General features: G+C 58.6%; 17 protein-coding genes and 1 tRNA gene. 4 read left to right on the top strand and 14 right to left on the bottom strand.

Translation table 11 applies throughout. The features are described 5' to 3' along the window. Positions 1-150: 150 nt before the first annotated feature. Positions 151-1,188 (bottom strand): Fe(3+) ABC transporter substrate-binding protein, encoded by a 1,038-nt coding sequence (locus AB4072_RS01035; protein ID WP_441965050.1) that lies wholly within the window; start codon positions 1,186-1,188, stop codon positions 151-153. A 121-nt stretch (positions 1,189-1,309) separates the two neighbouring features. Next, positions 1,310-1,996, bottom strand: a complete 687-nt coding sequence (locus AB4072_RS01030) for a Crp/Fnr family transcriptional regulator (RefSeq protein WP_441965703.1) — start codon at positions 1,994-1,996, stop codon at positions 1,310-1,312. Positions 1,997-2,239: 243 nt separating this feature from the next. On the opposite strand from AB4072_RS01030, the gene AB4072_RS01025 reads away from it, so the two are divergent. After that, positions 2,240-3,970, top strand: coding sequence for a mechanosensitive ion channel family protein (locus AB4072_RS01025; protein WP_441965049.1), 1,731 nt, complete (start codon positions 2,240-2,242; stop codon positions 3,968-3,970). Between the two features lie 20 nt (positions 3,971-3,990). On the opposite strand, the gene AB4072_RS01020 is transcribed toward AB4072_RS01025, so the two are convergent. The 7 genes from AB4072_RS01020 to AB4072_RS00990 form a co-directional block, all read right to left on the bottom strand. Next, complete coding sequence (locus AB4072_RS01020; protein ID WP_441965048.1) at positions 3,991-4,518, bottom strand: hypothetical protein; 528 nt, start codon at positions 4,516-4,518, stop codon at positions 3,991-3,993. A gap of 62 nt (positions 4,519-4,580) precedes the next feature. After that, positions 4,581-5,819 carry a M10 family metallopeptidase C-terminal domain-containing protein gene (locus AB4072_RS01015; RefSeq protein WP_441965047.1) on the bottom strand — a complete coding sequence of 413 codons (1,239 nt, stop codon included), beginning with the start codon at positions 5,817-5,819 and terminating at the stop codon, positions 4,581-4,583. Positions 5,820-5,840: 21 nt separating this feature from the next. Beyond that, positions 5,841-7,844, bottom strand: coding sequence for a TonB-dependent hemoglobin/transferrin/lactoferrin family receptor (locus AB4072_RS01010; RefSeq protein WP_441965046.1), 2,004 nt, complete (start codon positions 7,842-7,844; stop codon positions 5,841-5,843). An 80-nt stretch (positions 7,845-7,924) separates the two neighbouring features. Further along, positions 7,925-11,272 carry a hypothetical protein gene (locus AB4072_RS01005; RefSeq protein ID WP_441965045.1) on the bottom strand — a complete coding sequence of 1,116 codons (3,348 nt, stop codon included), beginning with the start codon at positions 11,270-11,272 and terminating at the stop codon, positions 7,925-7,927. A 563-nt stretch (positions 11,273-11,835) separates the two neighbouring features. After that, positions 11,836-12,954, bottom strand: a complete 1,119-nt coding sequence (locus tag AB4072_RS01000; protein WP_441965044.1) for a patatin-like phospholipase family protein — start codon at positions 12,952-12,954, stop codon at positions 11,836-11,838. A 236-nt stretch (positions 12,955-13,190) separates the two neighbouring features. Then, the gene (locus AB4072_RS00995; protein ID WP_441965043.1) at positions 13,191-13,889 is read right to left on the bottom strand and encodes an LrgB family protein; all 699 of its coding nucleotides are present in this window, start codon (positions 13,887-13,889) and stop codon (positions 13,191-13,193) included. Next, positions 13,876-14,289 carry a CidA/LrgA family protein gene (locus AB4072_RS00990; protein WP_441965042.1) on the bottom strand — a complete coding sequence of 138 codons (414 nt, stop codon included), beginning with the start codon at positions 14,287-14,289 and terminating at the stop codon, positions 13,876-13,878. The genes AB4072_RS00995 and AB4072_RS00990 overlap by 14 nt, the downstream gene beginning before the upstream one ends. A gap of 92 nt (positions 14,290-14,381) precedes the next feature. Here AB4072_RS00990 and AB4072_RS00985 point away from each other — a divergent pair, with 92 nt between their 5' ends. Together AB4072_RS00985 and AB4072_RS00980 are read left to right on the top strand one after the other, a co-directional pair. Continuing rightward, positions 14,382-15,290 carry a LysR family transcriptional regulator gene (locus AB4072_RS00985; protein WP_441965041.1) on the top strand — a complete coding sequence of 303 codons (909 nt, stop codon included), beginning with the start codon at positions 14,382-14,384 and terminating at the stop codon, positions 15,288-15,290. A 467-nt stretch (positions 15,291-15,757) separates the two neighbouring features. Continuing rightward, complete coding sequence (locus AB4072_RS00980; RefSeq protein WP_441965040.1) at positions 15,758-16,384, top strand: hypothetical protein; 627 nt, start codon at positions 15,758-15,760, stop codon at positions 16,382-16,384. Positions 16,385-16,455: 71 nt separating this feature from the next. Here AB4072_RS00980 and AB4072_RS00975 read toward each other — a convergent pair whose 3' ends face one another. Both AB4072_RS00975 and AB4072_RS00970 read right to left on the bottom strand, forming a co-directional pair. Continuing rightward, a complete protein-coding gene (locus AB4072_RS00975; RefSeq protein ID WP_441965039.1) occupies positions 16,456-17,052 on the bottom strand; it encodes a Dps family protein in 597 nt (198 codons plus the stop codon). 132 nt (positions 17,053-17,184) lie between these two features. Beyond that, the gene (locus AB4072_RS00970; protein WP_441965038.1) at positions 17,185-17,937 is read right to left on the bottom strand and encodes a YoaK family protein; all 753 of its coding nucleotides are present in this window, start codon (positions 17,935-17,937) and stop codon (positions 17,185-17,187) included. 264 nt (positions 17,938-18,201) lie between these two features. Here AB4072_RS00970 and AB4072_RS00965 point away from each other — a divergent pair. Then, positions 18,202-18,275 (top strand) — tRNA-Gln (locus tag AB4072_RS00965). A gap of 172 nt (positions 18,276-18,447) precedes the next feature. Here the strand turns inward: AB4072_RS00965 and AB4072_RS00960 are convergent. The 3 genes from AB4072_RS00960 to AB4072_RS00950 all read right to left on the bottom strand — a co-directional run bounded on the left by AB4072_RS00960 (position 18,448) and on the right by AB4072_RS00950 (position 21,246). Further along, a complete protein-coding gene (locus AB4072_RS00960) occupies positions 18,448-18,627 on the bottom strand; it encodes a hypothetical protein (protein WP_441965037.1) in 180 nt (59 codons plus the stop codon). A gap of 119 nt (positions 18,628-18,746) precedes the next feature. After that, positions 18,747-19,865: a thioredoxin family protein gene (locus tag AB4072_RS00955; RefSeq protein WP_441965036.1), complete on the bottom strand. Its 1,119-nt coding sequence runs from the start codon at positions 19,863-19,865 to the stop codon at positions 18,747-18,749. Between the two features lie 85 nt (positions 19,866-19,950). Further along, on the bottom strand, positions 19,951-21,246 hold the full coding sequence (locus tag AB4072_RS00950) for an epoxide hydrolase family protein (RefSeq protein ID WP_441965035.1): 1,296 nt from the start codon (positions 21,244-21,246) through the stop codon (positions 19,951-19,953). Positions 21,247-21,343 lie beyond the last annotated feature (97 nt).

The following is a 21,343-nucleotide window of genomic DNA, read 5'->3' as shown; positions in this document are numbered from 1 at the left end:
AACCCATAACCGCTGGCACCTCCGGATGAGATGAAAGCCCCACGCGTTGCTGGCCGTTCTGAAATGGTTGCGGTTCGGGGTTCCGGGCTCCGCTGACACGGCCCCCGAATGACGAAAGGAGAGAAAAGCGCATCATTTCAAAACAATCTCTTAGCGATCCACGCCAACCTTATCGACCAGCTCGCTCGCCTTGGCGCGGGCCTTGCCGATGGCCGAGATCGTCATCGGATCAGCCTTCAGATCGCCGAAGGACTTGATGAGCGGATTGATCGCAACGCCGGCCCGAACCGGATACTCGTAGTTCACATCGGCGAAGACGTGCTGGGCTTCGGGAGAGGTCATGTACTCCATGAGCTTCACGGCGTTCGCCTTGTTCGGCGCATGCTTCATGAGCGCGGCGCCGGAGACGTTGACGTGTGTGCCGCCGTTCTGGAAAGTCGGCAGAATGACGTGTATCGCCTCGGCCCACTTCTTCTGGTCCAGGTTCGTGCCATTGGTCATGAGGCCGACGTAATAGGTGTTGCCGAGGCCGATATCACAGACGCCGGCCATGATGTCCTTCGCCACGTCACGGTCGCCGCCGGAAGGCTTCTTGGCGAGATTGGCCTTGATACCCTTCAACCACTCTTCCGTCTTCGCTTCCCCGTGCTTGAGGATCATCGCGGCGGTGAGGGCGATATTGTACTGGTGCTGGAAGGAGCGGGTGCAGAGCTTGCCCTTCCACTTCGGGTCAGCGAGATCTTCATAGGTGATCGCTGTGTCCTTCACCCGGTCCTTCGAGGCGTAGACCGAGCGGGCGCGCATGGAGAGCGCGAACCAGCGGCCTTCAGGATCCCTCAATTGTGCCGGAATGGCGGCTTCAAGCGCCTGGGATTTCAGGGGCTGCGTGATGCCGAGATCGAGCGCTTCCTGCAGCCGGCCGATATCGACCGTAATCAGCACGTCGGCCGGGCTGTTCTCGCCCTCGGCCTTGATGCGCTCGGAAAGACCCTGCTCGGAGAAGATGGCATTGACTTTGATACCGGTCGCCTTGGTGAACTCGTCGAGGGTCGATGAATACAAACCCGGCTCACGGTTCGTATAGACGTTCACGACGCCTTGTGCCGAAGCCGGCACGCTCGCCGCAATAAGAGCTGTCGACCCAAGAGCTCCTAGAACCAAGCGATTGACGAATGCACGAACCGACATCTTGCCTCCTGATCTGACTTTAAGCCGCGACGGTTCAAGGCCGTCCAGCGAGATGGCACAAACCACGAGGCAGGAAAGTGGTCAAGAAAAACCGCAATCAATTCAATTATTTAGATGAATTCTAAACTGCGCTTACCATGCTATCTTTCGCGGAGGCGGGCATTTGCGTGATGCGTGTTTCTTCCGAACTGGCGCGCAATTGCGATAGTTCAGCCTCCAGCCTCTCCATGTTGGCAAACATGCGTTCCGTCGTCAGGCGCAGGAAATAGAAGCCAAATTCCGGGTTCTGGAAATAGAGTTGCCGAACCTGATCGTAGGTGATGCTCAAGACCTCTCCGCTCTCGACACATTCCAGAGTCTGAGTGCGTTTGTTGTCCGGTGAGAGGAAGCCCATCTCGCCGACGACGCGCCCTGGCGGAAGATCTATTCCAAGCTGACGGAGCCTGAAACGTCCGCTCAGAGTGTAGAACATGCAATCCGCTTCGTCGTCCTTGTGAAACAGCGTTTCGCCCGCTTTCACGCCGCGTTTTGTCATGAAGGGCTTGAGCCAGTCCATCGACAGGTCGCTTTGGGAAGCGCTCTTCACCTTGCGGATCAGGCGCAGCATCTGAAACAGGCGCGTGCCGTTGAGCGGCAGCAGGATCAGATTGACGATTACGCCTGGGACGAGGCCGAGGTGGTAGTTATAGGTTAGTGAAACGACATTCGCGACGATCCCGACACAACGTAGCGGGATAATTGTCTTCATGGCGCTGCCGGTGATGGCAAGCACCGCACCGAACCATCCGAGAGCTTCGAGCCACGTCATCGTCATTCGATCAATCTCCTCAGGGGCATGCCGCTGCAGCTATCGATGTCTTTCGCAATCAAAACCCAAAGTCGTGTCGCCGATAGCGTTGAACGAAACTAATTTCCAGTTTTTGCTAAAGTCCAGTCGTCGACGGAAGGCAACATTCATTTTGGTAGAGATAGGGCTTCCTTGATCGTGTGTTGCATCATCAGTTAGATAGATCGCTTGGGTAGGCAACGATTCATGGCGATGAAACCGTCGATGGAACAAACTTTGCGGCAAGCCAGCCGATTCCTCTCGCTCATAGCACTCTTGGTTCTGCTCTTCGCTGGGCAAATCGCCAGTGCTGAGGACGCAAAGGCTGGGTTTCTCACGCCTGCCGATACCTCCAGCCCGCGGGCCACGTTCCAGAATTTCCGCAACAGCGTGGGGGAGGCGTCCAAGCTCTTGCTCGACGCCTACAAGGAAAATCGCAGCGAAAGCGGGTTCTTCTGGAGCCCCGCCGTGAAGAAGAAGGTCAAGAGGGCCGAAGCCTTGCTCGCCCGTGCGGCGCGATCCCTCGATCTTAGCGATGTTCCGCCCGTCAATCGCGAGAACCGTTCTCTCGAAGCGACGCTCATCCTGAAGGAAATACTGGATCGGGTCCCCGAGCCTGCGAGTGAGACCATCCCCGGTCCTGAGGCTGTTGGAAGCGATAGTTCGAAGGCATTGAAGGGCTGGAACGTACCGGAAACCGAAATCCGGATTTTACGCATCGAGGATGGGCCGCGAGCAGGCGAATATCTGATCTCCAAGGCCAGTCTCCAACGGTTGGAGGAATTCTATAGCGCCATCAAGGACCAGCCGGACGTCAACGGTTCGGAGGACTTTTACGCGTTCTACAAACAGACGCCCGGTCAAATTCTGCCGCCGAAATGGTACAGCCTCATCGAGGGATTGCCGGAGCCGCTTCGTTGGGAAGTCGGAGACCAGACCGTCTGGCAATGGATCGGATTTGGTCTCGTCCTCACGATCGCGGCCCTCTGGCTGGCATGGGCCTGGCGCCGGATCGGTCGCATGCGGCCGGAGAGGCGGGCGGCGATCCTTTTTGTCAGCATTGCCTTTCCGTCCGCGCTCGCCTTAACCGCGCTCGCAGTGATGTACGTTGTTGACTACCAGCTCAACATCACCGGTCACATCCAGGATTCGTTCGACGGCATTGCAGAGGGAATTGCCTTTCTCGCCCTTGTCTGGGGCATCGTCGCGCTCTCAAATGCACTGGCGCTCGTCGTCGAACGTTTCTCGCATGTCCGTACGGAGAGCATCGATGCCTCTCTCGCGCGGGCGGCGATCCGCACGTTCGGGATTGCCATCGCCTGCGGCATTCTCATCTACGGCGCAACGCATCTCGGCCTGCCGCTGGCTGGCATTCTCGCCGGCCTCGGTGTCGGCGGTCTGGCGATTGCGCTCGCGGCAAAACCGACTATCGAAAACTTCATCGGCGGGCTGATCCTCTACGCGGACCGGCCCGTACGCGTCGGCGACATATGTCGGTTCGGTTCTCTCGAGGGCCAGGTCGAGAGCATCGGCGTCCGTTCCACCCGCATTCGCGGCCTCGATCGAACGCTGATCACCGTGCCGAATTCGGTCTTCGTGAATCTGAACCTGATCAATCTCTCGAAGCGCGATAAGATGCCTTATGATCGGGTGCTGAAGATTGCCTCGGCGGGTGACAGCGCTTCTATTCGCCGAACCATCGCGCAGATCGCCGCCGCCGTTGCCAACCATCCGAAGGTCGAGCCTTCCTCGGTTCGTGTCCGGCTTCGCGAGGGCCACGAGGAGATTCCGAAAGTGCAGGTTCTCGCGCTGATTCAAACTGCGGATTGGAACGAATTTCTCGCGATTCAACAGGAGGTGGACCTGCTTCTCAGAGACGACTTGCTCGGCGAGCCGGTTCGCGACGATGAGGGAGAGAAAGCTGACGTCTATCGCTTGGCAGCGGAAGGTAGGTGATCGTCAATGATCCCGGAACTTCACAACAGCGAGGACTTGATCCGCATCAATATCGTGTTCCGTGCTGGGGGCCCGAAGCCCTCATTCTGGCAGCGTTGCCGGATGAGCGCCATCAGCGCGACGCGTGTCTGTGGCTCCGGGTTGCTTTGGGCGCGCTCGATTTCCTCCGCGATAATCTCCTCGACACGCGTCTCGACCCGGCGCCCGTCATTCTCCAGCGTCGGCAGGAAACCTTCGATCGACCGGGCGTAGAAATACTGGTTGAGCAAAGCGTGGAGACGTGTGGTGCTGATGCCTGCGCTGAGCGCGAGCATCTTGAGAATGCGTGTCTTATCGGCGCGACTGACATCGCGGTTGTCGGTCAGCGAGAAATACGTCTTCGCGACCGTAAAATGCATCCAAGCCTTGGCGACAACGGGCTCGCTCCATTGATCGAGAAGAGTGATGAGTTGCTTTGTGTCGAGGTTCTCCGCGCGAAGCTCTGCGAAGGGCTCGTCAGGTGCGATATTGCGAGGAGAGGGTGGAGATTGGCGAGATGAATGGGACATTGGCTGTCATCTGGAGCGTCTAGCGCGACGTTTCTGAGAGCGTTGCGCGAGACGCGCTTTGCTCAGAGGTAGAAGTCGCCCTTCACGAGGGAAGCGATACTCTTCAGATGGATGCTGAAATCGGCCTGCCCGTCGCCGTTGACATCGCCATAGATGTAAACGCCGCCTTTGACCTTCTCGTAGCGGAGTTCACCGGCCTTCTCGGAAAAATCCTTGGTGCCGATGAACTTGAAGGCTTGGTTGCCCTTCAGGATCGTGTTGGCATCGATGGTGCGCAGATCGATCTTGTCGCCCTGTTTGCGCGAGAAGTCATAGATGGTGTCACGCCCGGAGGCGGCGACGGTGCTGTCCTTGATCGATTTGAAGACGAACGCGTCCGCATCGGCTCCGCCGTAGAGTTTGTCGGCACCGCGCCCGCCATAAATCTTGTCGTTGCCGGCCTCGCCCTTGATCAGATCCACCCCGGTCGTCCCGTTGAGAATATCGCCCGCCGCCGTACCGATGATGGTCTTGGTGGAGGAGATCGCGGGGAGAGAGGTCGCTTCAATCGTTCCGTCCGAGAATTTCAGCTTCTCGATATTCTTCAGCGTGTCTGAGCCATCCGGCGAGCCTGAACGCTTGTCGACGACCTTGATCGTTCCGTTCGTATATCGCGTGATGCTGTAGTTGCTCTTGGTGCTGGAATAGATGGCCGTATCTACCCCGGCACCTCCGTCCAGCGTATCGTTGCCGCCATTGCCACGAATGGTGTCGTTGTACTTCGTGCCGGTGTAGGTATCGGCTCCGGATGAGCCGATGAGTTTTTGCGCCTGGCTCGCAAGAGCGCTCTTTAGCAGAGACGGATTGGTGCTTCGCCCTCCAGCGCTGACACCGCCCATCAGGCCTGAGACAAGGTCGTGGAACGGGCCGCCCGCTGTACTGCCTGAAATCGAAAGACCTGAGATTTCTAGGGGGGCGGCATAGTTGACGATGTGCTTCGATGCGTCCTGCGTGAACGATGACTTGGAAGACGAGTAGCTGTCGCCGAGCGTTCCGAGCTTGATGCTTTTCAGCGTGCCGGTCATGATGTGGCTCGCGAAATAGTATTCGAAATTCGAACCGTCGAGCACCATGGCCTTCGTGTTTCGACCATCGATATTGTCGAGCAGCACAAGCTGGTCGCCCTTGTAGGTACTGCTTCCGCCCAGAATGTAAGGCCAGCCCTCGAATGCGAAGTCCGCGAAATAGCTGACCATGTATGTGTTGAAATTGACGCCCTTTGCATAGGCCTCGGCGGCGGTCAGCTTGATGGTGATTGCCATGTCGATCTCCTTTGCAGAACGTCAGTAGAGTTTGACGGTGAGGGCGGCCTTCGCCGTGAGGCCCGGGCTTGCCTGGGCATTGAGGTACTGAGTGTATTGAACGTTGAAGAGGTTCTCGACCACGAGACCCGCTTTGACGTTGTCGTTCACGTTCCAATCGGCGAAGAGATCCACGAGGGTGTAGGGATCGCCAATGAAACCGAGAGCCGCGGCGTTCTTCTTTCCCGCAACCCACGTGACTCGCGTTCCCATTTCGAGCTTCTCGTCGAAGAGCCGTAGGCCGAGCGTCGTGACCAGGCGATTAGGCGGGACCTTGTTCAGAGGATCGCCAGTGATCGCGTTCTTACCGCTCATGATCTGGCCACCGAAGCCCATGAAGAACATGCCGGAATCGTAGAAACCTTCGGCCTCGAAACCGTGCAACTTCGCTTTGGCGATGTTCTGGTATTGATAACCACCCGGAATGGGGAAGGGCGTGAAGACTTGCTCGATGTAATCGTCGACCGTGTTGCGGAACACGCCGAGCTTCAGGCGGAGTCGGTCGGTATCCTTGACAAGACCGTTGAGCCGAAGGTTCACCCCGGCTTCGACATTGTGGGCGACCTCAGGCTTCAGATCGGGGTTGGGGAAGAAGCGACCGGTCACCGGCGGTGGATGGAAACCGTCGATCAGAGTCTCATTCAGTGACGGCGCGCGATAGCCTTCGGCATAGGTGCCGTAGAAAGTGATCGGATCCCACGGTGTGATGCCGATGGTGATCTTGGGCGAAACGCGGTTACCTTCGTTCTCGATATCGTCCCCGGTGAGGCGATAGGAATCGTAACGCAGGCCGCCGATGACTTCGAGCCAGGTGGAATATCTCACCTTGTCCTGGACATAAGCGCCGTAGGCGAGGCGAGTACCCGATGGCGTGATCAGGTTGCTTGTGCCGTAGGAATCGCGGGTCTTGACGTTGTCCTCGAAAAGATCGCTGCCATAGGTGACTTCGTGGCTGAACTCGCCGGTGGAGAAGAGGGACGTGTTGAAGATATCGAACCCGGTCGTGCCGATGCGAAATGACTTTGTTCCGCCGAGAGGAAGGCCTTCGAGCACGGTCTGCTTCACATCTGTTCCGGTGAAATAAACCTTGGCGCTCAGGTTCCAGATGTTCGAGTTCGGCGTCCAGCGATAGCCTGCTGTGAAAGTGTCGGCGATGGCGTCCGTGTGGTAGATCGTCGAGAGGCCGCCGTCGAAAGTATTGCGGATACGCAAAGCGGAGAGTGTGAATTCGTGATCCTCGGCCGGGCGGATACGGGTCTTGAACAGGCCGGAAAGAAGGTCCTGCGCCGTATCCTCCACAAGCCGCCCGTCGCCCGATGTGTAATCTCCCGCCGACCGCCACGTGGCTGCGCCGAGAATATCGAAGGCAGCCTGTTTCCCGGCGACTTCGCCATGAAGAACGGGCGTCTTGCCGTTCGTCTCGAAGGCGGCCTTGAGGCGCGCGCCGATCAGCCTGCCTTCGCCGATCACATCGTCCGCGTCGAGTGTCGTGAAACTCGCCACGCCGCCGATGGCGCCCGACCCATAGATCGAGGATACGGGGCCACGCGTGACATCGACGGACTTCATCATCTCCGGATCGAAATAGAAGGTGCCGTTTGCGCCATGCCCTTGACGCTGGAAGTTCTGCCGGGCGCCGTCCACCAGCACGTTCACCCGGCCGAAATCCTGAAGGCCGCGAATGTTGACTCCAGTGCCTGAATCGCCCGCGCCCACCTGGGTCGTGACGCTCGGGATGAGGTTCAGAATCTGGGAGACAGAACTCGGCTGGACTTGATTCTGCAATTCGTCGCGTGTGAGAACGCTCGAAGGAGACAACGACTCGTAGACGCGTTCGCCTCCCTTCGTGGCAGTCACCGTGATCGGGTCGAGAGCGATGGTGTCGCCGGGCATTGGCGGATCGTCTTGTGCCCGCGCAGGCTCGGCCACGAACAGGGCAGCGGTCAGGATCGCGGTTGTTCCAAAGAGACTAAAGCGTATCGGCACTGTGCGAATTCTTCGGGAGTCTGGAAAAGGAATCCGGAGGCGCGAGCGCCTCCGGTTTATTCTCGAGGGCTTTGGCCTTCTCAGAGGAAGAAGTCGCTTTTTACGAGAGACGAGATGCTCTTCAGGAGGATGCTGAAATCGGCCTGACCGTCACCGTCGACGTCACCATGGACGTAAACGCCACCCTTGATCTTTTCGTAGCGCAACTCACCGGCCTTTTCGGAGAAGTCCTTTTTGCCGATGAGCTTGAAGGCCTGGTTGCCCTTGACCTTCGTGTTGGCATCGATGGAGCGCAGATCGATCTTGTCGCCCTGCTTGCGCGAGAAGTCGTAGATCGTATCGCGGCCCGACGCATCGACCGTGCTGTCCTTGATCGATTTGAAGATGAAGGTATCGGCATCGGCTCCGCCGTAGAGCTTGTCGACTCCGGCCCCGCCATAGAGCTTGTCTTTGCCCGCGTTGCCATACAGCTTGTCGCTGCCGCCGCCGCCATTGAGCACGTCGTTGCCATCACCGCCGTTCAGGATATCGATGCCAATGCCGCCCTTCAGGATATCGTTGCCCGAGGTGCCCATGGTCGTCTTTGCGACGTCGATGACATTGATCTTGATCTGCTGTGTCGACGTCAGGCCGCCGGCATCCTTGGCCTCGAGGGTTACCGTATGGCTTTGCGCCTTGTCGTAGTTCAGGGTCTTCGCGAGGACGAGTTTGTTTCCGACAAGCTTGAAATAGCCGCCCGGATTGCTCACGAGTTTGATGGTGACGTTGCCACCTTCCGGGTCGCCGGAAGAAGCTGTTCCGACTGTCGCGCCGACCTTCGCATTCTCCGAAATGCCGGTCTTTGACAGAACCGGCTGAGAGGGCGCCTCGTCCACATCGTTGACGACAATGGTGAAGGCCTTTGAAGCCGTCTCGCCATCGCCGTCTGTCGCCAGCACGGTGACTGCGAGCGATTTCAGCGCTTCATAGTCGATCTTACCGTTCACGCGCAGTTCGTTGCCGACGATCTTGAACAATCCGCCCGGATTGTGGCTGAGCGTGAACCGTACGCCCTTACCCTCCGGGTCGGTTGCCGAGAGACGGCCGATGAGCGTATCGGCGGCGGCGTTCTCGGTAACCTTGAGCCCATCCAGATTCAGATTTTGCGGCGGAGCATTCGGCGGGGTTTCTTCCAGTGACGAGATATCGACATCGGCATCCGAGAAGCGTGCCAGTTCGACGTTGCTGAGCACGGATGTCGCCCCGGTCGTCTTGTCACGGATGCTCGTCTTTCCGTCAACCAGCTTGGAAATCACATAGTTGTCGCGAAGGCCGGAGAAAATGATGCGGTCGTTATTCGTACCGCCGTCCACCAGATCATAGCCACCGGAAGCGTAGAAGATATCATCGCCGCCGCCACCGTCGATGGTGTCGTCATGGCCCGTGCCGATGTAGGCATCCGCATTGGCCGAGCCGATGAAATGCTGAGCGTACCCGTCGAGGGAGTTCGCAAATTTGTCGAGCTGCTCCTGCGATGCATTCTGGCCGCCCATATAGGCAAAAGCGAAATTATGCACCGCACCGTTGGCTTCGATCTCTGCTTCTGTCCCACCAGGACCTGGGATCGGATTGAACAGATCGAGGCCCGTGATCTTCAGACTGGCGCTGCCACCGACGAAATATCCGTTTGAATTGAAACTGCCTGTCCCCCGTGTGCCGAATTCGAGTGTGTTGATCGTTCCGGCAACGGTGTGCGTGTTGAAGTAATATTCGAGGTTGCCGTGAGCGAAAACGTATTTTGAGGAGGCGCTATCGCCGTAGCCGATGAACATCTCCGCACCGGAGAAGCTGCCTCCGTTATCGAAGACCGGGAAACCACCTCCGGTCGCGTCGGAGATGAAGCCACCGCGTATGAAGGCTTCAAGATCCATGCCGGACGATCCCGAAGCGTCGATGACGATGGACTTTACACCGTTTCCGACGGCATCTGCGATGGCGCGAGTTCCGTCCGAAAATTGGATCTTCTCGACATTCTTGATCGTATCGACGCCTTGATCGGCCGCGCCAGAGGCGCGGAGATGGGTCACAGAATAAGTGCCGTCTCCGTTATTGACGACATTGTAGTTCTCGCGACGACCTTCATAGACGGCGAGGTCGATGCCATCGCCACCATCAATCGTATCGCTTCCCCCGCCGCCGCTGAGCGTATCGTCATGAGAAGACCCGGTGACGGCTTCGTTGACTGGGCCGCCTTTGTATTCGAGCGCATAGCTTTTAACGTCATTGACGAGCAACGACATGTTTCCGCTTCCCAGCGAGGTGAATACTTGCTGCAAGAGGCTTGTCGTGTTGCCTGCGGTGCCGGAGATGCTGACGCCTTCGAACGTCGCAACGGTCTCGTAACCGGTGAGGAGGCCCGTTGTGGCGTCCACGGTCGCGGATCCCTTATTCGCAAGGATGATCGTCGTCGCCGTCCCCGAAAGGGTATGTGACGCGGTCGGGTTGTACTTCAGTTCGCCTTCACCGGCCTGAAGGATGAGAAGCTTGTCTCCAACCGAGAAAACGAGCTGCTCGCCGCTAATCAGAGTGGTCCCGAGGAAATCCGTACCACCGTAGAAATTGAAAGTGCTGCTCGAGGTGAAGTAATTCGCGAGCAATTCGCTAAGGCCTGTTCCCTCCGGGAGTGCTGCAAAAGTCTTCACAACGAGTGAGTGGGCTCCCTTGCCAATAGCGTCGGACGTGTCAAGAAGACCGTCCGAGAATTGGATCTTTTCGATATTGCTTAGAAGGTCGGTGCCCTGACCGGCGGCATCGGAAGTGCGAAGATGCTTGACGGTGTATGTGCCGTTGCCATTGTCGATGATGTCGAAATTTTCGCGCTTCCCGTCGTAGACCACTGTGTCTACACCGTCGCCACCATTCAAGTTGTCGTTGAATGCGGAGCCCGTGATGATGTTGCCTGCGGTCGTGCCTTCGTAGTTGACCGCGTAATTCCTCAACTCGCCCGTCAGAGCCGTCATGTCACCAAGCCCGAGGGTGGAGAACATCTTCTGCAGCGGGCTGGAAGTGTTTCCCGCAACTCCCGTGATCTCTACGCCGTCGACCTGGGCAACAACGTCATACCCAGTGAGGAGGCCTGTCGTCGTGTCAACGGTTGCTGAGCCCATATCGGCCAGGATTATCGTCGTTGCCGTGCCGGAGAGCGTGTGCGCATCGTTTGGGTTGTACTTCAGCTCACCTTCGCTGGTCTGAAGGATGAGAAGCTTGGTGCCTACAACGAAGGCGAGCTGTTCGCCGCTCATCAGCGTGCCGTGGTAATATTCGCTGCCGCCGTAAAATTTGAAGCTCGTGCCCGAGGTGAAATAATTTGCGAGGAAGTCGTTGAAATCGACATCGGCCGGCACCGCCGACGGATTGATCGTGATTGTGCCCTTCGGAGTATCGGTCATGGCTGTAATCCGTGCCTTCAAATCTGAAATTGTTGCCGCCGCGGCGCCGTCGCCCGGCACCGCGTGTCGCTTTCGCTCCGAGGTCCTCGCCGTGCCCGTAACCCAGCTGCCGTCAATGACGACGGTGGTCCGAGGTGGCGAGGCGAGGGGAATTCTCGATCACGATCGAGAGCCCCTTCCCAGGGAAAAGCGAGACAGCCATATTGTCGTTTAAAGTTGATGTCGAGTCGTGTGACAGTAATTGATAATTGATCTAAATAAGATCATCGTCGATGAGAAGTTTAGAATCCCTATAAAGAGCAGTTTTTAATGAATTTAAACTGTATTTATTTTGGTTAAGTGGCTGCTATGCCCGGTGATTTTTTTCAGCTCACGCCAATTTCCGTTGGGCGCAACGTCATTGCTGACGCTCTGGAAACGGCAGAAGAAGCAGGGCACAGTTTCCTGGAAAGCTCGCAAACTGTCGGATCTTGGCACGCAACAGGCAGCCAACCATCGAAATGGCGGTTTGTTACAATGACGCAGGGGCGAGTCGGGAGAGCCCCGAGGACGGACGACGCCCGTTATTCGGCGGCGACCTTGGTGGCTGCGGCGAGCGGCACGGTTCGACTCCACAACTCCCCCGATACCGCCTTGGCGTATCCGTACTCGTAGAGCCGGCGCATGTATGGCGTATCGAAGCCGGTTGCCCCGCCATCCGGTACGGTGCTGTCAATGGCCGTGAGATTGAAGCGGAAGCCGTTCTGACGTGCGAAGGCGGCGGTGGCGTGCAGGGTCGAGCGGCTTTGCGCCTGGGTCATCGTCGTGACCGCGCGCCCGGCGATCTGGCCCGTGCTGTTCTCGACGACGGCGAAGGACGGCTCGATCTTGCCGTTCATCAAAACATAGATGGATCCGCGTTGCTGCCCTCCGAGGCGGGGATCGCGGACGAGGAGATTCTGCGGCAGCGTGAAGACATTGGAGGTGAGGCCGCCATCCACGTGCATTTCCTGAAACGCGTGGCCGTCGGCAGCCACATTGATCAGCATCGGTTGAAACACGCCGGGAACGCTGGCGGAAGCCGTCATGACCTCACGAAAGAGGCTATTGGCCTTCGTGGCCGCGATCGTGCCCATGTCCCAGACCATCGGGCGTTGCGCGTCCAGGTTGGTCGTGACGATGATGAGGCGACGACCCTTGCTATGCTCCTCAGCGACCTGAGCGATGAGATCGTCAGTGACGTAGCGCTGGACAAGGGACAGGAGGCGCTCGTTGCCGAAAAGGCCCGAGCCGAACAGAACGTTGAAGGGATTGGGTGACTCGATCAGGCTTTCCGCGTAGCCGCTCGTATAGAGGTCTTGCAACGTCGCGTCGTAGCTCGGCCCAAGGAATGCGAACGGCGCCATCAAAGCCCCGGTGCTCACGCCCGAGACGAGGTCGAATTGCGGGCGCGTGCCTGAAGCAGTCCAGCCGTTCAACACGCCGGCTCCATAGGCACCATCGCCCCCGCCGCCCGAGAGCGCGAGGTAGGTGAAATTCTTGCTCGTCCTTTGCGCAAAGACCTTGGCATCGCGCGCGAGCACCGGCGAGTCTGCCCAACGACGGACTTGCGGCAATCCGGGAGGCCCGGCAGTTGCATCTTCTTGAGCGGTATAAGGGATGCGCGGAATGGAGGCGCACGCATTCAGCAGACTGGCCGCCATCAAACTCACCGAAAGGGCCGTCCAGTTCATAAAGCCACCATGAAATTGGATCCGTCCCATCCGGATGCCTTCGCGCTGAGCCATTTGCCGAAATTTCGAACCCGCGAAAAGGAGAAAATAGGGTGAGGCGCCAATCTGACGATGCTTCGGTTGGGATAAAAGGTCCTCATGTGCGAAGAGTGAGCCTGGATTTCTCCCGACCGGGTGATCACCCTGCGAGGGCTTTGTTGGGTTCCTCAGCGCAAGCAGTATGAAAGCAGCGGCGCGGCGAGGACGTTTAGAAGTCCGGCGAGCACCATGACGAGCCCCGCGATCGATCCTTCCTCGCCCCCAATCTGATGCGCCTTGGCGACGCCCGCACCATGGGCTCCCATGCCGAAAAGGGCGCCACGTGCAACGCTCGAGCGCAGAGGCAGCCACTTCAACAACGCATCACCCATGGCTGCGCCACAAAGCCCTGTGAGAACTACGAAAAGAGCAGTGAGATCGGGAATCCCGCCGATATCGTTTGAGATGGCCATAGCGAAAGGCGTCGTGACCGAGCGAGGAAGCAGGCTCAGTCTCAATGTTTCCGACAGGCCCAGCATGCTTGCGAGAGTCCATGCCGTCGCCATGGCAATACTGCTTCCCACCAGAACGCCGATGAGGAGCACCGGCCATTGGCGACGGATCAACCCGCGCTGCTCGTAGATCGGCAAAGCGAAAGCGACTGTCACGGGGCCGAGGAGGGCGACGAGCCAATGCGTGCCGCTGATGTACTCGCGATATCCCGTGTGAAGGGTCAGCGCCAGCACGAGTAGCGCTGTCGGTGCGATCATCAGAGGCGATAACCACCAGCGTGGATGCAGCCGATGCAAGGCACGTGCGCCCATATAGAGTGCGATGGTGGCGGCGGACCAGAAGACGGCGAGCGCCGTCGTTTCACCGATGGGCATGGCGCACCCGCCAGCAATAACAGAGATCCACCGTCAGCGCCGTGCCGCCCATGACGAGGGTTGTACCGACGACGATGACCGCCAACAATTTGAGACCTAGAAGCCCGACGAACTCGTGGTGATCGAGCACGGCCATGACCGCAGGTACGAAGAACAGGAGCATTTCGGCAAGCAACCAATAAGCTCCGCGCCGCACGCTCAAGGGACTGATGATCCCGCTGGCGAGAAGCGCGAGCACCAGCGCCATACCAACGATCCCGCCCGGAATGGGCATGTCGAGCGCGTGCACCAGGCCTTCACCGAAAGCCCAAAAAGCAATGATGGCGGCAACCTGCATCACCCGGCTGCGATGCAGGGCGAGGCGGATCAGAAGCGGGATCTTGCGGGCGCGGGTCGGCATGACGAACTCCGGGAATGCCCCGCATTTAAGGTGCAACGCTTTATAATGAAAATGAATTGATTGAATTAATTCAATTCTGATATGGAATGGACATGGAACTCCGTACTCTCCGTGCTTTCGTCGAGGTGGTTCGCCAGGGCGGCTTTTCGCAGGCCGCCAAGGCCGTCTTTGCGACGCAGCCGACCATCAGCAAGGCGGTGAAGCAACTCGAAGACGAACTCGGGGTGCCGCTGCTCGACCGTATCGGCCATCGCAGTGAAATGACGGCGGCGGGCGAGATCGTCTATCGCCGGGCACTCGCCATCCTTGCTGAGAGAGACGATCTGATCGCCGAGCTCGATGAACTGCGCGGCTTGAAGCGCGGCGTGCTCAGGCTTGGAATTCCGCCCCTTGGCAGCAGCACTCTCTTTGCGCCGCTCTTCGCGATCTTCCGAAGTCGCTATCCCGGTATCGAAATCCGCCTCGTCGAACATGGCAGTAAGAGGCTGGAAGAAATTCTGCTAGCGGGCGAGGTCGACCTTGCCGCCTCGCTGCTTCCGATTTCTGATGATTTCGAGGCGCAGGCCGTGCGTCGAGAACCTCTGATGGCACTGTTGCCCTCCGGACATCCCGTCGCGCGGGGCAAGAAAATCGGACTCACCGCGCTAGCGCAGATCCCATTCATCCTGTTCGAGTCGGGCTTTGCCTTGAACAAGGTCATTCTCGACGCGTGCGAGCGGCGCGGCTTTTCGCCAGACGTTGCAGCGCGAAGCGGGCAGATCGATTTCATTGTGGAGCTTGTGGCGGCAGGGCTCGGCGTTGCGTTTCTGCCGCGCATGATTGCGGAACAACGCGCTCATCCCGCCGTTCGACGATTGCTGCTCGATGAGCCCGAGACGGATTGGCACATGGCCCTCGTGTGGCGTCGCGGCGCTTATCTCTCGCACGCGGCGCGGGCATGGCTTGCGCTCGCGCGCGATGTGCACGGAAAACGCGGTGCTGGCGCAACGCTGCAAGCGTAGCGCGCAGACAAAAGGGCGCAGCCGTACGCGCCATGTGGTTGCCGTGAAAATCTCAAGCCATAAATCTCTCTCCTCGATGTAACGATCCGCGAGCGCGAGCTTATGTCCGATTAGCCTTCTCGTGCTCGCCTCACGTTTAACGCCGTGTGGAGGATGAGCGATGGCGCAACATATGTGCGAGATCTGCGAAGCGCGCCCGGCTTCGGTCCGGGTGACGGTCATTCAGAACGGACAGCGCAAGCAACTCGATGTTTGCGACTATCATTACGCGCAGCTCAGCCGCCATCAGCGGGCGCTTTCGTCCTTGGAATCTCTTTTCAGGGGCGGTCTGCTCGATGATTTCTTTTCCGCGTCGGGTAATGAGCCTTCGGCTCCGCGCAGCTCAGCGCGACGAGGGCCTGCTCAGGAACGCGAGGCGCTCAATCTCGAGCAGCATTTCAGTGGGCAAGCCAAGGAGATTTTGCAACGTGCCGAGCAATCTCGTCTCCGATGTGATCATGGGCGGACGTCAGACACCCGGCTTCACCTCCCATCCGACCGATGACATGCGCGAGGGGGTGATGAGCGTCCTGCGCTCCCATTTCCGCCCGGAATTCCTGAACCGCATCGACGAGATCATCATCTTCCACGGCCTCGATCAGGAGCAGATCAAGTCCATCGTCAATCTGCAACTGGAGCGGGTTCGCAAGACGGCGCAGGGACAGGATGTCGATCTCGTCTTCGACGACAGCATTCTCGAACATCTGGCCGAGAGAGGTTATCAGCCGGAATACGGTGCCCGCGAACTGCGCCGCCAAATTCGTCAACTGATCGAGACGAAGCTCGCGAAAGAGATGCTGAAAGGCGCGATCAAGGAAGGCAACCGCGTTCTTTGCTCATACGACGAGGCCGCGAGAGATGTGATCTTCACTGTGACGCAGGATGTGAAGGCCCTACAGAAGACTCCTGCTAAGACAGCCTCGAAAAAGGCTGCGAAGAAAACAGCCAAAAAGGCCGCGAAGAAACCGGCGAAAGGAAAAGCCCACGGCGCGAAGAAGAAACACATCGACGAATTGCTCGAAGAAACCTTCCCGGCAAGCGATGGCCATCCGTGACGCGGGATCGCTTTTGAGCACAACAAAGCGCGGAGTGGTTTTGCTCCGCGCTTTTGAAAAGACTCTATTGTTCAGGCATGAACAAGCGGAGTGTCGACAAGGTGCTCAGCCAAAAACCAGGACTGAAGCTCTCCTGTACGGATGACATTCGAGACGATCAGATCATTACTGCCGTCATCGCCGAGATCTTCCACCTTGGACGCGGCCTCGTGGGCATCGATCAGGATCATCTCATGAGCCTCGAGCAGGCGCGAGAGCATTGCCGGCACTTCCTCGCATCCATCGGGAGCGCGCGGAATGCGCGTGATTTCCGCGACTTGGCGCGGATCGCCGACGGCGATGCCGCCGAGGGTCTGAATGCGTTCGGCGATTTCGTCCACGAGTTCGTTCTGCTCGTCCGCGTGCTTGTCCAGCAGAAGGTGCAGCTGATAGAAGCTCGGTCCTCGCATGAGCCAATGGTGCTTCTTGTAGAGAGCATACAAAATCTGCGTGTCGGCTAGAATCTGGTTGAGGCGTTGGCAGGAATAGAGTCGCGCATCGCGGGAGAGGCCGATTGGAAATTGACGGACCGTACCGAAGGCCTGGATCGTCTTTCCGCGCTGGTGAAGCCAAGGCTGGCTGGATATCACCTTCTGAACTGCCGCACGCTTTTGCATCGTCTTCGCCATAGCTTGAACCTCTTCGCTCAATCGATTTCGAAGGCAGCCGCGGGCTGCCGTGAGGTTCATGTGTGGCGCAGGAGAGATCCGTCCAGTGCGCGGCTATGTGATCTGAAGATTTGAGACGTCGCTTCTGAGCGGTTATCGGCGCGTCCGTAAGTCGTCCGCCAGCGATGGCGCAACGAGTGCCAGCAGCAGCAGAGCGAGCGGCACACAGGCCAGGAACCCGACATATTTGAACCCCAGCGCTCCGATGACACCGCCTGCGAAAAACGAAGCGAGGAGGGATGACAGAAGACACAGCTTGCGCCGGTCGGCCATTACCGCAGGCCTCTCCGGCTCAATCGGAAGCCTGTTCCAATAAAGCAGCTTGCCGAGTTCGATGCCGATATCGGTGACGATGCCCGTCACATGAGTCGTTCGCATTCGCGCGCCGGAAATTTTCGTGACGGTGGCGTTCTGCAACCCCATGATGAAGGTGAGAAACGGCACGATCATGAGACCGGCTTCAGGCCTCGGATGATAACTCACCCCAAACACGCCGAAACACAAAAGCAACAGCGCTTCGAGCGTCAAGGGGAGGGCATAGAGACTTCTTCTATGGCGGCGGCGCCCCCAGTTGATCAGCATGGCAGAACACGCCGCTCCTGCGATGAACGGCAAGAACGCGCCAAGCCCGATGGCGAGCAGTCCAAACGCCCCCAAGGCCAGATTGTCCGCCATCGCGGAGAAAATTCCGGACATATGCGAGGTATATTGCCCCACCGCCAGAAACCCGCCGGCATTGATCGCCCCGGCAATGAAGGTGAGGGTGATGCCCAATTGTATGTCGGCGGCTTCCGTCCTCTCGGAGGAGACGACACGCCGGACTGAGACGGCGTAACGATTGGCCAAGGTTCGGCGTTCCCGCATTCCTTGCTGCAACTGCATCTCATCCTACCTCGCCGCAGTTCAGGAAAAGGCCTGCAGCTGGTCAATTTCGCAAGCTTATGCCCTCCGAGGCAGGTATTCCACTCCCATGCGAAGAGATAAGTCCACATCTTGCCTGCAACCCTGTTGACCGGGGCGAAAAAAGATCATATCTGACCGCATCCACGATGGTCCTGAGCGACTTTGTCCTGAGCTCGTTCCCAGGCGTTAGTCTCAGTTTGACCCTGGTGGGGGATAGTTTAACGGTAGAACCGCGGACTCTGACTCCGCTAGTCCTGGTTCGAATCCAGGTCCCCCAGCCAATGAATTTAGCCCGTTAAGTCAAAGGCTTAGCGGGTTTTTTATTGACCAAAATCGGCTTGTTTCATGTTGCAACGAGTTGCAACATGATTCCTTGATTCACAACGGTTTCAGAAGCGTTGCATTTTGCTCCGTGCAACACGGATGCAACACGGGTTGGCCTGGAAAAGAACGCTAATCGATGGCTGAACTTCCCAACAATTTGGCCGCAACTCCTTCTCGAGGATTTGCCCCACGCCGATGACCTTCATCTTCTGGGGCGCGTAGCGCCTTGATCTGCTGCATCAGTTCATTGAGGTAAAAACCGGTATCGAGAACTTTGCCGTCTTTCAGATCGAGGCGATCAGAGTCCAAGGGAGCGTCAAGAACTCGCCTTGCGAAAGCCGACGCCGACATACCCCGATTGAGCCCTGTCCTACTCATGCCACAATGTACGTACGGTACGACGAAGCTGCCCCTCTTGCCGCAACGGATCAGCCGAACGTGAACGCAAAAGTCTCCACGCCCGGCCCCATGAACTCGATCTCGAACTGGCGATCGGTGACGGGTTTCGGTTGTCGGATCAACTGGTACAGACGCTGTTCGGTCACCGTGCCATTGCCTTCTTCGTCAATGTCAATTCCGTGAGCTGCACCTGGGGGCTGTCCATCGATCAGCACGCGAAATCTCACCGACGTCCCTGGCGCTGCCGGGCCCATGACGAGATGAAGGTCGCGCGCGTGAAAATGGTATGCGATGCGCCCGTTGGGCTTGTTCAGCACTGTGGTGTTCTTCTTCACCGTCCAATCACCAGACAGCGCCCATTCATTTAAACCCAACCGCGCGGGCAGGGCATACGGGCGAGGCCTGTCCAGAGCCGCCCCGCCGGGCGATGCAAAGTTCTCGGTCCGCTCATATCCGACATAGTTTTCCGCAGACCTCAGGCTGGCCCAATCGGCGGCCGCTTCGAACCCTTGCGCATCGACTGATACGGGCTCACGGGCGATCCCACTTGATCCCGCCTCGGCCAATAGCCGTTGAATCATCATTTCCAACTGTCCGTACGAACCCTCGCCAAAATGCTGATATCGAATGAGCCCCTGCGCATCGATGAAATACAGCGCCGGCCAATATTGGTTGTCAAAGGCTCGCCATATGACATGCTCATTGTCCACAGCGACCGGATAATCGATGCGCATCTCCTTCCCGGCGCCGCGGACGTTGTTCAGGTCTTTCTCGAATGCGAACTCCGGCGCATGGACGCCGACCACCACTAATCCTTGATCCTTGTATTTCTCGGCCCAGGCGCGGAGATAGGGTAGCGTGCGCCGCCAGTTGATGCAGGTGTAGGTCCAGAAATCGACGAGGACGACTTTTCCGCGCAGATCCGACGCCGTCATGGGCGGCGAGTTGAGCCACGCGTTCGCGTGTTCAAGGGAAGCCAACTCGGCTTTGCGAGCGACTAGGTCGGCGAGTAGTCCATGAAGGAACGGAACCCGGACCCCTGAGGACGGTGTCGACTGCGGCATGTTCATGTCCTCTCCAAGGCCCGCAATCGGCGCCCCGATCGCAGTGGCGAGTACCGCGGCTACCAAGAGCTTGCTTGTTTTCACCGATGTAGCTCCTTCTGGATTCCGATCGATGGTGCTGCTCAGTGCGGAGTCGGTGCGCGCAACGCGCGCGTCAAGCGCTTCAGATCTATTGGCGAAGTGGCCTGAGCGCCTCTCGGAGCTCGACGCTGAAGAGTTCGGGCTCTTCCCAGGCGGCGAAGTGACCACCCTTGTCGACCTCGTGGAAGTGGATCAGGTTGGGATAGGCGCGCCTGGCCCATGTCTCCGGCGCTCGATAACTCTCCCCCGGAAAGACCGTAATCGTCACCGGAAGCGAGATCTCGGCGGTCCTCTCCGGGGCCGCAAGAGCGGGACTGCGCCCGCCGTACTCCCAGTACAGTCTTCCTGACGAGGTCGCGGTGTTCGTCAGCCAGTACAGCGAGATGTTGTCCAGGACTTCGTCTGGCGACTTTTCGGGATCGCTGCTGTTATAGGTCCAATTCGCAAAGCCTGGATGCCCGAGCATCCACGCCGCGAGGCCGGCTGGGGAGTCCGATAAGGCGTAGCCTATCGTCTGCGGCCGCGTGCCCATCATCACCGCATAGGACCTGCTCCCCGTTTTCGCTGCGGCGCTGAACGCGTCGAATGTCGCGCGCTCCTTGTCAGACAGTCCCGCCGGTGCGGGTCCGCCGGCGGCGAGTGCCGCTGCCACCTCAGGCGGTATGATGGCCGGCAAGTTGACGTGGATGCCCAGCAGGCCGACCGGCGCCTGGCGCGCCATCGCGTTGGAGACGGGGGAGCCCCAATCGCCACCCTGGGCGACGTAGCGGGTATAGCCGAGGCGCTTCATCAGCTCCGCCCAAGACCGCGCGATGCGGTCGGGCCCCCAGCCGACGTCTGTCGGCTTGCTTGAGAAGCCATAGCCAGGCATCGACGGGATCACCACGTCGAACGCATCCTCCGCGCGACCTCCGTACGTAGTCGGATCCGTGAGTGGACCGATGACCTTGAGTTGCTCGAACACCGATCCCGGCCAGCCATGGGTGATAATCACGGGTAGAGCATTGGGCTGCTTCGAGCGAACGTGAATGAAGTAGATGTCGAGGCCGTCGATCCGGGTGACGAATTGCGGCAGGGCATTCAGCTTCGCTTCCGCCTTCCGCCAGTCGTAACTGGTGCCCCAATACTCGACAAGCGGCTTGATCTTCGCGAGCTGTATGCCCTGCGACTGGTCATTGACCGTCTCGCGATCGGGCCACCGTGTCGCCGCGATGCGGCGGCGAAGGTCGACGAGTTGCTCTTCCGGAACGTTGACGCGGAAGGGACGGATCGCGTCGTCTTCGGCTGCATTAGCCAGGCTTGCGGGGAGTGCATTCAACGCACCTGTGGCAACCGAGGCAATCAGGAGGTCGCGCCGATTTGGGAGTGATGAAGGCTCCGACATTGATCTTCTCCATTCGTTCAGGTCGCACATTTGGCGATCATCGAGATTGGGAGCGGACGACTGCGAGACTCCTGGCCTTGTGCGCAACGGGTGCGCG

This window comes from Microvirga sp. 2MCAF38, from assembly GCF_052115485.1.
Classification (GTDB): Bacteria; Pseudomonadota; Alphaproteobacteria; order Rhizobiales; family Beijerinckiaceae; genus Microvirga.
Note: the sequence above shows the minus strand (reverse complement) of the source record. Positions and strands in the feature narration are given on the sequence as shown.